General features: G+C 73.2%; 13 protein-coding genes. 8 read left to right on the plus strand and 5 right to left on the minus strand.

Annotated features, from left to right (window positions below):
* The first annotated feature begins 124 nt into the window (after nucleotides 1-124).
* Nucleotides 125-541: a gamma-glutamylcyclotransferase gene (locus tag ACFY9E_RS09210; protein WP_390980934.1), complete on the plus strand. Its 417-nt coding sequence runs from the start codon at nucleotides 125-127 to the stop codon at nucleotides 539-541.
* Nucleotides 542-637: 96 nt separating this feature from the next.
* Here ACFY9E_RS09210 and ACFY9E_RS09215 read toward each other — a convergent pair whose 3' ends face one another.
* The gene (locus ACFY9E_RS09215; protein WP_390980936.1) at nucleotides 638-1,252 is read right to left on the minus strand and encodes an NAD(P)H-dependent oxidoreductase; all 615 of its coding nucleotides are present in this window, start codon (nucleotides 1,250-1,252) and stop codon (nucleotides 638-640) included.
* A gap of 269 nt (nucleotides 1,253-1,521) precedes the next feature.
* Between ACFY9E_RS09215 and ACFY9E_RS09220 the strand changes: the two genes are divergently transcribed.
* Together ACFY9E_RS09220 and ACFY9E_RS09225 are read left to right on the plus strand one after the other, a co-directional pair.
* Nucleotides 1,522-2,043: a hypothetical protein gene (locus tag ACFY9E_RS09220; protein WP_390980938.1), complete on the plus strand. Its 522-nt coding sequence runs from the start codon at nucleotides 1,522-1,524 to the stop codon at nucleotides 2,041-2,043.
* Between the two features lie 133 nt (nucleotides 2,044-2,176).
* The gene (locus ACFY9E_RS09225; protein WP_390980940.1) at nucleotides 2,177-2,833 is read left to right on the plus strand and encodes a class F sortase; all 657 of its coding nucleotides are present in this window, start codon (nucleotides 2,177-2,179) and stop codon (nucleotides 2,831-2,833) included.
* On the opposite strand, the gene ACFY9E_RS09230 is transcribed toward ACFY9E_RS09225, so the two are convergent.
* Nucleotides 2,771-3,163 carry a winged helix-turn-helix transcriptional regulator gene (locus ACFY9E_RS09230; RefSeq protein WP_390980942.1) on the minus strand — a complete coding sequence of 131 codons (393 nt, stop codon included), beginning with the start codon at nucleotides 3,161-3,163 and terminating at the stop codon, nucleotides 2,771-2,773. The two genes, ACFY9E_RS09225 and ACFY9E_RS09230, sit on opposite strands and share 63 nt — an antisense overlap.
* Nucleotides 3,164-3,265: 102 nt before the next feature.
* On the opposite strand from ACFY9E_RS09230, the gene ACFY9E_RS09235 reads away from it, so the two are divergent.
* Complete coding sequence (locus tag ACFY9E_RS09235) at nucleotides 3,266-4,162, plus strand: NAD(P)-binding domain-containing protein (protein WP_390980944.1); 897 nt, start codon at nucleotides 3,266-3,268, stop codon at nucleotides 4,160-4,162.
* Here the strand turns inward: ACFY9E_RS09235 and ACFY9E_RS09240 are convergent.
* A complete protein-coding gene (locus ACFY9E_RS09240; RefSeq protein ID WP_390980946.1) occupies nucleotides 4,159-4,941 on the minus strand; it encodes a TSUP family transporter in 783 nt (260 codons plus the stop codon). The genes ACFY9E_RS09235 and ACFY9E_RS09240 overlap by 4 nt on opposite strands.
* 173 nt (nucleotides 4,942-5,114) lie before the next feature.
* On the opposite strand from ACFY9E_RS09240, the gene ACFY9E_RS09245 reads away from it, so the two are divergent.
* Genes ACFY9E_RS09245 through nirD form a run of 3 tightly spaced genes read left to right on the plus strand, consistent with a single transcriptional unit; the run spans nucleotide 5,115 to nucleotide 9,276 of the window.
* Nucleotides 5,115-6,332 carry an FAD-dependent oxidoreductase gene (locus tag ACFY9E_RS09245; protein ID WP_390980948.1) on the plus strand — a complete coding sequence of 406 codons (1,218 nt, stop codon included), beginning with the start codon at nucleotides 5,115-5,117 and terminating at the stop codon, nucleotides 6,330-6,332.
* On the plus strand, nucleotides 6,332-8,929 hold the full coding sequence (gene nirB, locus ACFY9E_RS09250) for a nitrite reductase large subunit NirB (protein WP_390980950.1): 2,598 nt from the start codon (nucleotides 6,332-6,334) through the stop codon (nucleotides 8,927-8,929). The genes ACFY9E_RS09245 and nirB overlap by 1 nt, the downstream gene beginning before the upstream one ends.
* Nucleotides 8,926-9,276 (plus strand): nitrite reductase small subunit NirD, encoded by a 351-nt coding sequence (nirD, locus tag ACFY9E_RS09255; protein WP_390980952.1) that lies wholly within the window; start codon nucleotides 8,926-8,928, stop codon nucleotides 9,274-9,276. The genes nirB and nirD overlap by 4 nt, the downstream gene beginning before the upstream one ends.
* A gap of 168 nt (nucleotides 9,277-9,444) precedes the next feature.
* On the opposite strand, the gene ACFY9E_RS09260 is transcribed toward nirD, so the two are convergent.
* Nucleotides 9,445-10,608 carry a helix-turn-helix domain-containing protein gene (locus ACFY9E_RS09260; RefSeq protein ID WP_390980954.1) on the minus strand — a complete coding sequence of 388 codons (1,164 nt, stop codon included), beginning with the start codon at nucleotides 10,606-10,608 and terminating at the stop codon, nucleotides 9,445-9,447.
* Nucleotides 10,609-10,842: 234 nt separating this feature from the next.
* On the opposite strand from ACFY9E_RS09260, the gene ACFY9E_RS09265 reads away from it, so the two are divergent.
* Complete coding sequence (locus ACFY9E_RS09265; protein WP_390980956.1) at nucleotides 10,843-11,271, plus strand: peptidase inhibitor family I36 protein; 429 nt, start codon at nucleotides 10,843-10,845, stop codon at nucleotides 11,269-11,271.
* 81 nt (nucleotides 11,272-11,352) lie between these two features.
* Here ACFY9E_RS09265 and ACFY9E_RS09270 read toward each other — a convergent pair whose 3' ends face one another.
* On the minus strand, nucleotides 11,353-13,080 hold the full coding sequence (locus tag ACFY9E_RS09270) for a SulP family inorganic anion transporter (protein WP_390980958.1): 1,728 nt from the start codon (nucleotides 13,078-13,080) through the stop codon (nucleotides 11,353-11,355).
* Nucleotides 13,081-13,707 lie beyond the last annotated feature (627 nt).

The raw sequence follows: 13,707 nt of genomic DNA on the forward strand, positions 1-13,707 counted from the left end.
GCGCACCCGGTCGCGTGGGGTCGACCGGGGGGCGGCGTTGATGTTGACCGCGAGTTAAGGCGGCGTGGACATGGCATGTCCATAGCCCCGCTGTGCAGGTGTGTGAGGGTGCAGAATCGTTCCTGTGACCCTGCCTTTCTTCGTCTACGGCACCCTCCGTCCGGGGGAGGTCAATCACGACCTCCTGCTGCGCGGCCGCACCCGCTCCGAGGAACCGGCCCGGCTCGCGGACGCGGTGCTGTACCAGGGGCCGGGCTATCCGTACGCGGTCGAGGAACCGGGCGGCGGCCCGGTCGGCGGCGAGCTGGTCACCGCCCTGCCGGAGGCGTACGAGGGGCTGCTCGCCGAGCTGGACCGGCTGGAGGAGTACGTGCCGGGCGATCCGCGCAGTCTGTACGTGCGCGTCGAGCGGAAGGCCGTACGGGAGGCCGACGGAGTGGCCGTCCGGGCCTGGGTGTACGTGGCCGCGCCCGCCGTCGCCGCGCGGCTGCGCGCCCGGGGGCGGACCATCGCGAGCGGGGACTGGCGGACGCGGGTGTGAGGGTGCCCGCGCGTCCGGGAGCGCGCGGGTGTGGAGGTGCGCGCATTCGGGTGTGAGGGAGGCGCGAGCGGGCGGCCGGCGTGCCTGAAAGCGGGCTCAGCCGCCGTACGGCCGCCTCTGCCTGGCCTCTCGCAGCGCATGCCCCCACCACACCAGTTGGTCCAGCATGGTCTTCGCCGCCGCGTTCGGGCCGGACGGGTCGCGCAGGACGCCCCGGTCGTCGAAGGAGGCGCCGGCGTTGTGGAAGGAGACGGTGTCGCGGACGGTCACGGCGTGGAGCTCGGCGAAGACCTGACGGAGGTGCTCGGCGGCACGCAGGCCGCCGGACATTCCGCCGTAGGAGACGAGCGCGACGGGCTTGGCCTGCCATTCGGTGAAGTGCCAGTCGACGAGGTTCTTCAGGCCCGCGGGGAAGGAGTGGTTGTACTCGGGGGTGAGGATCACGAAGGCGTCGGCGCGGGCCAGTTTCGGGGTGATGCCGGACAGCGCGGCGGTCGCCTCCGGGGTCGGTTCGAGGGACATCGGCAACGTGGCCTCGGCGACGTCCACGACCTCGGCGGCCAGGTCGTCCCGGTCCCGGATGCGGCCGAGGAGCCAGTCGGCGACGACGGGGCCGAAGCGGCCGTGCCGGTTGCTGCCCACGACGAGGGTCAGTCGGAGCGGGTCGGTCGTGGTCTGCCGGGCGGTTGAGTCGGTAGCGGTGGTGTTCATGCGGCACAGCCTCGTACCTCAACCATTGTTGAGGTCAAGCGCCGGCGCGCACCTCCCGGTCACCCGTTCACACGCGCTCCCCGCGCTTTTCCGCAACCCCCTCCGCCGAACCCCCGTGACCTGCCGAAACGACCGCGAGCGCGGGCCGGCTGCACAGCCCCTGACACCCATTCACCCCAATTCTGACGCCCCCTCAGCAAGCGCGGCCGTGCCGCTGCCCGTTACCTCGGAAGGGCAGGCGCACGACCGAACCGCTCGAGGGAGCACCGATGCGACGTACCGCCCGGCCGCTGACCGCCACCGCGTTCGCCGTCGCCGCCGCGGCTCTCGCCGCGGCCCCCGCGCACGGCGCGTCCGCCGATGACCTGGAGGTCTCCCCGGCCTCGGTCGTGCCCGGCGGTCAGGTCACGGTGCGCACGGCGGCCTGCGGCGACGGCGGCCCGGCGACGGGCGACGCCGGCGCGGTCGGGGCCGGTTCCCTCAGCCTGGCGCCGGACGCACACGGGCAGGACGCGACCGGGCGGTTCAGGGTGCCGCCCAGTGCGCAGCCGGGCACGTACGAGATCACCGCGACCTGTTCCGGCAGCGGCCGGCGGATCACCGGGGACCTGGTGGTCACGCTGACGTCCGTGCACGCTCAGGTGCATCCCCGGGGGAGCGTGAAGACGGGGGTCGGTGGCGCCTTGGGCCCCGACCCCGTGCAGACCGCGGCCGGTGTGGCGGCTCTCGCCGTCGCCGCCGCGGGCGGTACCTGGCTCCTGCATCGCCGGGCGAGAGGCGACGGGATCTGACGGACACCCTCCGCTGTCCGTCGCCGGTACCGCATGTCCCCTCCCCCTCCGGGTCCGACGCCCCTCGCGGCCCGGAGGGGGGTACGGGGTGGGGCTCCCGGACCATCGGGGGAGATCAGAAAGGGGGTCGGGTATGCGCAGGTTCCCGCACGGCATCAGGTTCGGCACCCCGGCCGACGCCGCCATGGCCGCCGTGACGGTGTTCGCCCTGTGCTCGGGGGCGTGGCTGCTGCGCGACGGCGCCGGGACGCACGCCCCGCCGCAGCCGTCCGCCGCGCAGGCCCGGGCCGGGCTGGACGGCCGGGCCGGTGAGCGGCCCGCCGCGCCCGCGCTGCCGCCCTCGCCGCCCGACCGCATCCGCATCCCGGCGATCCGGGTGAACGCCCCGCTGACCGGCCTCGGCCTGACGAGGACCGGCAGTCTCGACGTACCGCCCGCCGCGGACGAGAACCTCGCCGGCTGGTACGAGGCCGGCACCACTCCCGGCGAGCGGGGCACCGCGATCGTCGCCGGCCACGTCGACAACGCCGACGGGCCCGCCGTCTTCTACGGCCTCGGCGCCCTGGCCAGGGGCAGCACGATCGAGGTGGACCGGCGGGACGGGGGCGTCGCGGTGTTCACCGTGGACGCCGTCGAGGTGTACGCCGCGAAGGACTTCCCCGACGAGAAGGTCTACGGCGCCGCCCGCCGGCCCGAGCTGCGGGTCATCACCTGCGGCGGCGGCTACTCACGCGGCACCGGATACCAGGGGAACGTCGTCGTCTTCGCCCACCTGACCGGCAGCCGGTGACGCTCCCAGGACGTTGGCCCTCCCCCAGGCCCCCAGCGGCTCCAGCGCCTCGTTCAGGGACTTGCCCCGCTCCGTCAGCGAGTACTCCACGCGGGGCGGCACCTCGTCGTACGCCTCGCGGTGCACCAGGCCGTCGGACTCCATCTCCCGCAGGTGCGAGGCGAGCACCTTCTCGGTGACGCCCGGCAGTTCACGGCGCAGCTCCCCGAAGCGGCACGGCCGCTCGTTCAGCGCCCAGAGGATCAGCACCTTCCACTTGCCGCCGATCACGTCCATCGCCGCGTCGATCCCGCACACGTAGGCCCCCGGCCGCCGCCCTGTCGTCCCCATGCCGCTCCTCCCCCTTCGCTGCCTGCACCCTTCCCCCGGGGTAACCACCCACTTCCAAGTACGTACTTGAGCGGGCGCTTCCCCACGACGAGCCTAAACGCCATGACAGACACCGCAGTTGACTCCTCTCCTACCCCTCTCACCCTCCTCGGCACCGGGGCCATGGGCACCGCCCTCGCCCGCGTCTGGCTGGCCGCCGGACACGAGGTGACCGTCTGGAACCGCACCGCCGCCCGGGCCGAGCCCCTCGCCGCCGAGGGCGCCACGGTCGCTCGGACCGCCGCGGAGGCGGTGACCGCGCACCGCCTCGTGATCGCCTGCCTGCTCGACGACGCCTCCGTGGGCGAGGCCCTCGACGGGGCCGATCTGGCCGGGCGGGACCTCGTGAACCTCACCACCGGCACCCCCGCCCAAGGCCGTGCGCGCGCCGCCTGGGCCGAGGCGCGCGGCGCGCGTTTCCTGGACGCGGGGATCATGGCCGTCCCGCCGATGATCGGCGTCCCGGACTCCGGCGGCTACGTCTTCTACAGCGGCTCCCCCGAGCTGTTCGAGGAGCACCGCGACACCCTCGCCGTCCCGGCCGGCACCCGCTACGTCGGGACCGATCCGGGGTTCGCCGCGCTGCACGACGTGGCGCTGCTGAGCGCCATGAGCGGCATGTTCGCGGGCATCACCCACGCCTTCGCGCTGATCCGCCCGGAGGACATCGCACCGAAGGACTTCGCACCGCTGCTCGTGGACTGGCTGACCGCGATGGCCCCGGCGGCGCACCAGAGCGCCGACCGGATCCAGGGCGGCGACTACACCCGGAACGTCGTCTCCAACCTCGCGATGCAGGTCGCGGGCAACGCCACCCTGCTGCGCACGGCCGAGGAGCAGCGGGTCAGCCCGGAACTGCTGACGCCGTACATGGAGCTGATGGAGCGGCGGCTCGCGCAGGGGCACGGGGACGAGGACGGGACGGGCATGGTCGAACTGCTGGACCTGCGAAGGCCCTAGGCCAGCCACTGCTCGTACGCCAGGTTCGCCACCAGGGCGAAGACGACCGTCAGCAGCACGATCCGGACGAAGCCGCTGCCCTGCTTCAGGGCGGTGTGGGCGCCGAGGGTGCCGCCCGCGAGGTTGAAGAGGGCCATCAGGGCGGCCAGTTGCCACAGGACCGCGCCCTGCCAGGCGAAGGTGGCCAGCGCTCCCGCGTTGGTGCAGCAGTTGACGATCTTCGCGGTGGCGGAGGCGGTGACGAGGTCGAGGTGGAGGACGGCGGTGAGCGCGAGGACCAGGAAGGTGCCGGTGCCGGGGCCGATCAGACCGTCGTAGAAGCCGATGCCGAGGCCGGCGAGGCCGATCGCGGCGAGGATCCGGCGGCGGGAGGCCGGGCCGGTCGCGGGGGCCGTGCCGAAGGCCGGCCGCAGGATCACGAAGGCGGCGACCCCGAGCAGCACCACCATGATCACCGGCTTGAGGACGTCGGTGCTCATGCCGGCCGCGAAGAACGCCCCGGCGGAGGATCCGGCCAGGGCGGCCAGCCCGATGCGGACGGCGGTGCGGACGTCCACGGGGGCCTTGCGGGCGTACGTCACGGCCGCGCCCGTGGTGCCGACGATGGCGACGGCCTTGTTGGTGCCCAGCGCGTACGCGGCGGGTGTGTTCGCGGGCAGTCCGAGCAGCAGCACCGGCAGCAGCAGGAGGCCGCCCCCGCCGACCACGGCGTCGATCCAGCCGGCGGCAAGGGCCGCGACGCACAGCAGGACGATCATGGTCAGCGATATGTCGGGCATGATCGCGACCCTATGCGAGGCCGTCGCGGCGCCGGTACGACGCACCTCACAGCCCGCCGTCACCGCACTTCAGGAACCCTCACACCCACCACCCCGCCCCGCTGAGGGCAGCGTTCCCCGCGGGAAACAGAGGTGATGCTGCCGGGTAACACCGGCACCGCAAGGTCGAGGACATGACCTCGAATGAGCGTGTGGTGGTGATCGGCACCGGCCTCGCGGGCGTACGGCTCGCCCGGCGGCTCGGCGAGCTCGGCACGCCCGCGCTGCTGATCGGCGAGGAGGAGCACCGGCCCTACAACCGGGTGCTGCTCGCCGAGGTGCTGGCCGGACGGTACAGCCCCGAGGTGATCGCCCTCCCGGCACCGGCGCGGATCATGCGCGGCCGGGTCGTCGGTGTCGACCGCGAGCAGCGGACCGTCACCTGCGCGGACGGGACGGTGATCGCATACGACCGGCTCGTTCTCGCGACCGGCTCCAACCCCGTACTGCCGCCGCTGCGCGGGCTGTTCACCGAGAACCACGAACTGCCCGAGGGTGTCCACGCGTTCCGCACCATGGACGACTGCCTGGGCCTGTCGAAGGCGGTCCGGCCGGGGGCGAGGGCCGTCGTGGTCGGCGGCGGGCTCCTCGGGGTCTCCGCGGCCCGGGCGCTCGCCCTGCGCGGCGCCCAGGTGGTGCTCGCCCAGCAGTCCGAACGGCTGATGGAGCGCCAGCTCGACCCGTCCGCGTCGAAGCTCGTCAAGCGGCACCTGACCGACCTCGGCGTCGAGGTGCACACCGAGTGCCGCGTACGGGACGTGCGCTGCGTCGGCGGCGCGGTCCGCTCCGTGGAGATGGCCGACGGCTACGCGCTCGACGCCGATCTGGTGGTCGTCGCCTGCGGTGTCCGCCCCCGGGCCGGTCTCGCGCAGGCCGCGGGACTCGACGTCCGCAAGGGCGTGGTCGTCGACGACGAGCTGCGCACCTCCGACCCGTACATCCACGCCGTCGGCGACTGCGCCCAGCACGCCGACGTGCTCTACGGACTCGCCACTCCCGCGCTCGAACAGGCCGACGCGCTCGCTGCGCTGCTGGCCGGTGACACGACCGCCCGGTACACCGGCACACGGTCGCTGACCCGGCTCACGCTCACGGGGCACGACAGTCCCTTCGACCTCGCCGCGTTCGGCGAGACCGAGGCGCTCCCGGGCGACGACGTCGTCCAGCTCACCGACGCCACCCGCGGCACCTACCGCAAGGTCGTCGTCCGCGACGACCGCCTGGTCGGCGGGGTCCTCGTCGGCGAACTCGGCACCGTCGGCGCGCTCGCCCGCGCCTGGGAGGGAGCAGAGCCGCTCCCCTCCGACGGCGGTCCTCTGCTCCACCTGCTTACCAACGATGGAGGCTCCTGATGTCCACCGGCACCCCCACGATCGTGCTCGTCGGCCACGGCATGGTCGGCCAGCGCTTCCTCGAAGCGCTCGCCGAGCGCGGCCTGACCGCCACGCACCGCGTGGTCGTGCTCTGTGAGGAGCCACGCCCTGCGTACGACCGCGTCCAGCTCACCTCGTACTTCTCGGGCAGGACGCCCGAGGACCTGTCCATGACCGACATGGAGTTCATCAGGGACCACGGCATCGAGCTGCACGTGGGCGACCCGGCGGAGAGCGTCGACCGGGAGGCCCGCCAGGTCACCGCCCGCTCCGGTCTCGTCGTCGACTACGACGTGCTGGTCCTGGCCACCGGCTCGTTCCCCTTCGTGCCGCCGGTCCCGGGCAAGGACGCAGAGGGCTGTTTCGTCTACCGCACGATCGAGGACCTGCTCGCGATCGAGGAGTACGCGAAGAAGGCCCGGGTGGGTGCCGTGGTCGGCGGCGGTCTGCTCGGTCTGGAGGCGGCCGGCGCCCTCAAGGGCCTCGGGCTCACCTCCCACATCGTGGAGTTCGCGCCGCGCCTGATGCCCGTCCAGGTGGACGACGGCGGCGGTGCCGCGCTGCTGCGCACCATCGAGGAGATGGGCCTGAGCGTCCACACGGGTGTGGGCACGCAGGAGGTGGTGGTCGGCGAGGACGGCTCGGTCACCGGCATGAAGCTCTCCGACGGTTCCGAACTCGCCACCGACCTGGTGGTGTTCTCCGCCGGTGTGCGCCCCCGCGACCAACTGGCCCGCGACTGCGGTCTGACGGTCGGCGAGCGCGGTGGCATCACGGTCGACGAGCAGTGCCGTACGGTCTCCGACCCGCACGTCTTCGCGATCGGCGAGTGCGCGCTGGCGGCGGACGGCCGGGTGTACGGCCTGGTCGCCCCCGGCTACGAGCAGGCCGAGACGGCGGCGGCCACGATCGCCTCGGACGAGGCGTCCTTCACCGGCGCCGACCTCTCCACCAAGCTGAAGCTGCTCGGTGTGGACGTGGCGTCCTTCGGTGACGCGCACGGCACCGCCGAGGACTGCCTGGACGTCGTCTACTCCGACTCCCGCGCGGGCCTGTACAAGAAGCTGGTCATCGGCCGCGACGGCACGCTGCTCGGCGGCATCCTGGTCGGTGACGCGGAGGCGTACGGCACGCTGAAGGCGTTCACCGGCTCGGTCCCGCCGGTCTCGCCCGAGTCGCTGGTGCTGCCCGCAGGTGCCGGGGAGTCCGTCCAGCTCGGCCCGTCCGCGCTGCCGGACGACGCGATCGTCTGCTCCTGCCACAACGTCTCCAAGGGAACGATCCGCGGCGCGGTCACCGACCACCAGTGCACGACCGTGCCCGAGGTGAAGAAGTGCACCAAGGCCGGCACCGGCTGCGGCTCCTGCGTCAAGGTCCTCGGCCAGCTCGTCAACGCCGAACTGGAGGCCAGCGGCGTCGAGGTCGACAAGGGCCTGTGCGGCTGCTTCTCGCAGACCCGCGAGGAGCTCTACGAGATCGTCCTCGCGCTGCGCATCACCACCTACCAGGACCTGCTGGACCGCTACGGCCGCGAGGAGGCCCGGGGCGGTGACGGCTGCGAGACCTGCAAGCCGACCGTCGGCTCGATCATCGCCTCCCTCGCCCCGACGATCGGCGCGAGCGGCTATGTCCTGGACGGCGAGCAGGCGGCGTTGCAGGACACCAACGACCACTTCCTGGCCAACCTGCAGAAGAACGGCTCCTACTCGGTCGTGCCGCGGATCCCCGGCGGCGAGATCGCCCCGGAGAAGCTCATCGTGATCGGCGAGATCGCCCGCGACTTCGGCCTCTACACGAAGATCACCGGTGGTCAGCGGATCGACATGTTCGGCGCCCGCGTCGAGCAGCTGCCGCTGATCTGGGCCCGGCTGGTGGACGCCGGCTTCGAGTCCGGCCACGCCTACGGCAAGTCGCTGCGCACGGTGAAGTCCTGCGTCGGCCAGACCTGGTGCCGCTACGGCGTCCAGGACTCCGTGAAGATGGCGATCGACCTGGAGCTGCGCTACCGGGGCCTGCGCTCCCCGCACAAGCTGAAGTCGGCGGTCTCCGGCTGCCAGCGCGAGTGCGCCGAGGCCCAGTCGAAGGACTTCGGCGTGATCGCCACCGCCAACGGCTGGAACCTCTACGTCGGCGGCAACGGCGGCGCGACGCCCCGCCACGCGGACCTGCTCGCGCAGGACCTGTCGGACGCCGAACTGGTGCGGCTGATCGACCGGTTCCTGATGTTCTACATCCGCACGGCCGACCGTCTGGAGCGCACCTCGACGTGGCTGGAGCGGATCCCCGGCGGCCTCGACCACGTGCGGGACGTCGTCGTGCACGACTCGCTCGGCATCTGCGACGAGCTGGAGCAGCTGATGCGGGCGCATGTCGCGCACTACCGCGACGAGTGGGCCGAGACCGTCAACGACCCCGAGAAGCTCTCCCGGTTCGTGTCCTTCGTGAACGCCCCGGACACCCCGGACCCGGTCGTCGCCTTCGTGCCCGAGCGCGACCAGATGAAGCCCGACCTGCCGCTGCTGTCCATCGGCATGCGACCCGCCGCTGACGTACTGGAAGGAAGCGCCCAGCGATGACCCTGGCACCCGAGACCACCGACCTCAAGATCGAACTCGCCCTGGACGGAGACTGGTTCACGGTCTGCGAGCTGAGCACGCTGCTCCCGGGCCGCGGGGTGGCCGCACTGCTGCCGGACGGCCGGCAGGCCGCGATCTTCCGCGACCGCTCCGGCGATCTGTTCGCCATCGACAACCGCGACCCCTTCACCGGCGCCGCGGTCCTCTCCCGGGGTCTCACCGGCAGCCACCAGGGCCGCCCCTTCGTGGCCTCCCCCCTGCTGAAGCAGCGCTTCGACCTGACGTCCGGCCAGTGCCTGGACGACGAGTCGGTACGGGTGACGGCCTACGAGGTGCGCACGGCGTAGGGAGACCGGGCCTGAGAACACCGGCGTGAGAACACCCCTCCCCCGAGGGGTGTTTCGCCGTGCGCCGGCGGAGCTCCGGAGACGGCGTTCGACGCGGTGGCCGTGTCGTCACGTTCAGCGCGGTGGCCGTGTCGTCACCCTTCAGCGCGATGGCCGTGTCGTCACCCTTCAGCGCGGTGGCCGTGTCGTCGCGGGCGAGTGCCGGGGCGTCGGGGAGCGGGGCGCGTCGGCGGCGCGTTCGCAGTGCGGCCAGTCACCGAAGTCGCGGTCCCGGCTCCACAGCGTCCGGGCCGCCTGGATGTTCCACTCCGGGTCCAGGGCCTCCCGCGGTGTGCCGCCCAGCTCGCGCAGCCGGGCGTCGGAGATCTGGAACAGTCCCCAGTTCCGGGTGCCGTTGGTGTTGGGGAGGATGTGCAGCGGGTCGAGGAAGGACTGGCAGTCGGCGATGGCCACCGCCTTGTCCGGTACCTCGGGGAACACCTCCCGGACCCGCTGCCGCACCTTCCTCGGCGACCACACGTCCATCCGGACGCGCGAGGTGTACAGCGCCTTCTTGGTCGGCTCCCCGACGACTCCGTTGGGCTGGAGTCCGGCGAGCACCTGGAAGGCCGTGACGCGGCGCAGGGTCTGCGGCCCGAAGTCCCCGTCCACGCCGATGTCCGCGCCCTTGGCGTGCAGCAGGCGCTGCACCTCGCGCACGCAGCCGTCGTGCTCGCCCATCGCGATCACGGGCGAGCAGGTGGCCGAGGACAACGGCCGGTCCTCGCCGGTGCTCCGTCCGCCGCCTGCGGGCGACCGGCCGTTCGACAGGGCCCAGGCACAGACGCTGACGGCGGTGATGAGCACGGCCGTGACGACGGAGGTGCGCAGTCGGCGTCGGCGTGACCATCCGGCGGGGCGGGTGCGCGGCGCGGCGTCCGGCTCCCCGGCCAGGTCCGGGCCCGGCTCCCCGGCCGGGTCGGGAGCCGGCTCCCCGGACCGGCCGGTGTTCGGGCCCGTGGCCGGGCGCGTGTCGTCAGTCCGCTCCGCGGTTTCGTCCTGCGCTGTGAGTTCCTCGTCTTCCCCCGCACCGGCCGCTGCCGCCCGTGCCGCGTCCGCCAGCGCCCACAGGCGGTGCAGGGTGCGCAGTTCGTCCGGGGTCGCGCCACAGACCGTGGCCAGCCGGTGCACGCTCCCGTAGTCCTGCGGCACCGACGTGCCCCGGCAGTAGCGGTGCAACGTCGAACCGGCCAGCCCGGACTTCCTGGCGAGGGCCTCGTAACTCAGCCCGGACCGGCTCTTCAGCGAACGCAGGAGCGCGGCGAACCGCTCCGTTTCTGGGCATACGGACAAAGCCTCTCCCCCCTCGGAATCCCCAACAGGACGCTGGTCGGGCGTCTTGTGCCGACACTGTGCCACCAAAGGCGTCCCATGGCCGTCCCAACGGTTCCGGAACGCGCCAGGCGGGCGGCGGGACGCCGTCCCGGCATCCCAGCAGGCCGCTTCGTCCTTGCCCGGCCCGGTCGTGCCTTGCCAGCGTCGGGCCGTCCGCTCCACCGTCCCCCGACTTCCGAGGAGACCAGCCCCATGCGCCTTTCCGTACGCCGGCACTCTCGTACGAACTCGCTGCTCGCGGTTCTCACCGTCAGCGCCGCCGCCGTCACCGCCCTGGCCGTGCCGAGCTCCGCGTCGGCGGCCCCGGCCGCGCCCGCCGCGGTGGACTGCGCGTCCGGGCACGTCTGCTTCTGGACCGGCTCCAACTTCACCGGCAGCAAGTGCTCGTGGGACGTGGCCGACCCCGACTGGCAGAACGGCGCCGTCAGGTGTTCCTGGGCCGCCACGACCAACGTGAAGTCCGTGTGGAACGCCGGCACCAGCAGCTCCAGCGGCGTGGCGTACTACCGGGGCGCCGACTACTCCGACCGGATCGGCTGCACCCGCCAGCAGCACGGCGGCAACCTGGCCGGTACGTACAAGGTCCGCTCCCACCGGTGGATCTCGGGCAGCTGCGGCTGATCCGGCCCCCCGCACGAACGCGGTGGCGTGCACACCCGCTCGGGTGCGCACGCCACCGCGGCATGTCCGGCCGGGCGTCGGTCAGCCCACGAGGGGCGAGCGTGCGTGCTCCCCGGGGAGGGGCCGTGTGTCGAGGTAGAACCACTCGGCGTCGGCTGCGGGCCAGGGCGACGGTTCCCCCGCCTGCTCCGACTGCTCGGCCTGTTCCGCCTGCTTGACCTGTTCCGCCTGCTCGGCCGGCCCCGTGACCGGACGCCTGGGCAGGGGCGCCGTCTCCGGAGCCTCGCGGGCGGGCGTCGCGGCACCGGCCGGTTTCGCCTCCCCCGGCATCAGCAGCTCCACCCGCAGCCCCAGTCCGCGTTGCTGGGCGGTGAACTCCTCGACCTGATTGCGGCAGGCGTGGTCCAGGTGCGTCACACCGGTCAGGTCGAGCCGGATCCGCGGCTTTCCGGACGCGGCGGCCGCCTCCAGCGCGTCGATGACCTTCGGCAGCCGCAGGAACGTGGCGTTGCCCGCCATGACGACCTTGGCCGTGTCCTGTTCCACGTGCTGGCGGACAACGGTCTGCGACATGCGCAGCGCGGCCAGCACGATCCCCGCGGCGAGACCGAACAGGACCCCCTCCAGCAGCGCGGTCGCCACGATGACCAGCATGGTGAGCGTCATCACCGCGAACTCACCCCGGTCCTGGCGCCACATCTTCGGGAACTCGGCGGGCCCGAACAGCTTCCAGCCGCTGTGCACGAGGACGCCGGCGAGCACCGAGATCGGGATCAGCGCGAGCACCTGCGGCAGCAGCAGCGCGAACGCGAGCAGCCACAGGCCGTGCAGGGTGCGGGAGAGCCGGGTCTTGGCCCCGGCCTGGACGTTCGCCGAACTGCGCGCCACCACCGCGGTGATGGGGAGCGCGCCGAGGAGGCCCGCGACGGTGTTGCCGGCGCCCTGGGCGATCAGCTCGGTGTTGTAGCGGGTGCGCGGACCGCTGTGCATACGGTCCACGGCGGCGGCCGTGAACAGGCTCTCCGCGGACGCGATCACCGTGAAGGTGAGGATCGCGGTGATGATCGTCCCGTCGGCGAGTCCGGCGAACTGCTCCGCGCCCGGTACCTGCACCGAGTTGAGCAGGTTGCCCACCTGGAGGGTCTTCACGTTCACGCCGGGCAGCGCGGCGACCGCCATGCCGATGCCCACGGCGACCAGCGCGGCGGGGATCCTCCCGGCCGGGCCGGGCACCTTCTTCCAGAGGAAGCTGAGCACGACCGTGACGACGCCGAGCAGGGTGGCGATCATCGCCTGCGGGTCGGTCAGGACGGCGGCCACCAGCCCGGGGATCCCGGCCATGTTCTCCAGCGCGGTGCCGGGAGCCTTGGCGTCGGCCATCGGGTAGGCCTGGCTGAACATCAGCGGCACACCGATGCCCGCCAGCATGCCCTGGACGACGGCGACCGAGATGGCCTGGAACATCCGGCCGAGCCGCACCAGTCCCAGCACGATCTGGAGGACGCCGGCGAACAGCACGATCACGCCCAGCATCGCCACGCCGACCTCCGCGACGGTCTCCGCGACCAACGCGGCGAGTCCGGCGGCCGGGCCACTGACCTGGAGCGTGCTGCCCCGGACCGCGCCCACGACCAGACCGCCGATCACCCCGGAGATGATCCCGAGTTCGGCGGGGACGCCGGAGGCGACGGCGACACCGATGCACAGCGGCAGGGCGACGAGGAAGACGACGAGGGAGGCGGTGATGTCGGTGGCGAGGTCCCCCCGCGCGCCGCCCTTGCCCGCGATGCCCCGGGCTCCGCCCAGCACCCCGCGGATCAGCCCACCCAGGGCACCACGGCCGACGACGCCTGCGACGCCTGTGCCCAGGCCGCCCAGACTCCCTCCGCGGGCCCGGCGCCCTGCTGCGCCGTCCCCGCGGCCCCCCGGCGGCCCACCCCTCGAACCGCCGCCTACCGGCCCACCGGGCCCCCGGCCGCCGGGCTCACCGGCCCTGCCTCCGCCTCCCCCGCTACGGCCCGCCGGATCACCCGGCACGCCTGCCCCCGCGTCGCCCCAGGGATCACCCGACGTGCCTCCCGGCACCCCGCCCCTCGAACCACCCGCCGGCCAGGGCTCCGTGCCCCCGCCCCCGGCGGAACCATCCGCCGACCAGACTCCCGTCCTCCCCGCGACATCACCTGCCGACCAGCCCCCCGAGCCCCCCGAGCCCCCCGCAGACCAGACTCCCGAGTCCCCCGCAGGGCCACCCTCCGACCAGGTCCCCGTGCCCCTCGCAGGGCCACCCTCCGACCAGGTCCCCGTGCCCCCCGCGACACCACCCGCCGACCAGCCCCCCGAGTCCCCCACGGCTCCGGTCCACCCCTGCGCGTCGCCTCCCGGCGGGCGGCCGCCCTCCCTCCAGCCCCCCTCACCGCCCGGCAGTCCCCCGGCACG

This window comes from Streptomyces sp. NPDC012466 (assembly GCF_042955215.1).
GTDB lineage: Bacteria > Actinomycetota > Actinomycetes > Streptomycetales > Streptomycetaceae > Streptomyces.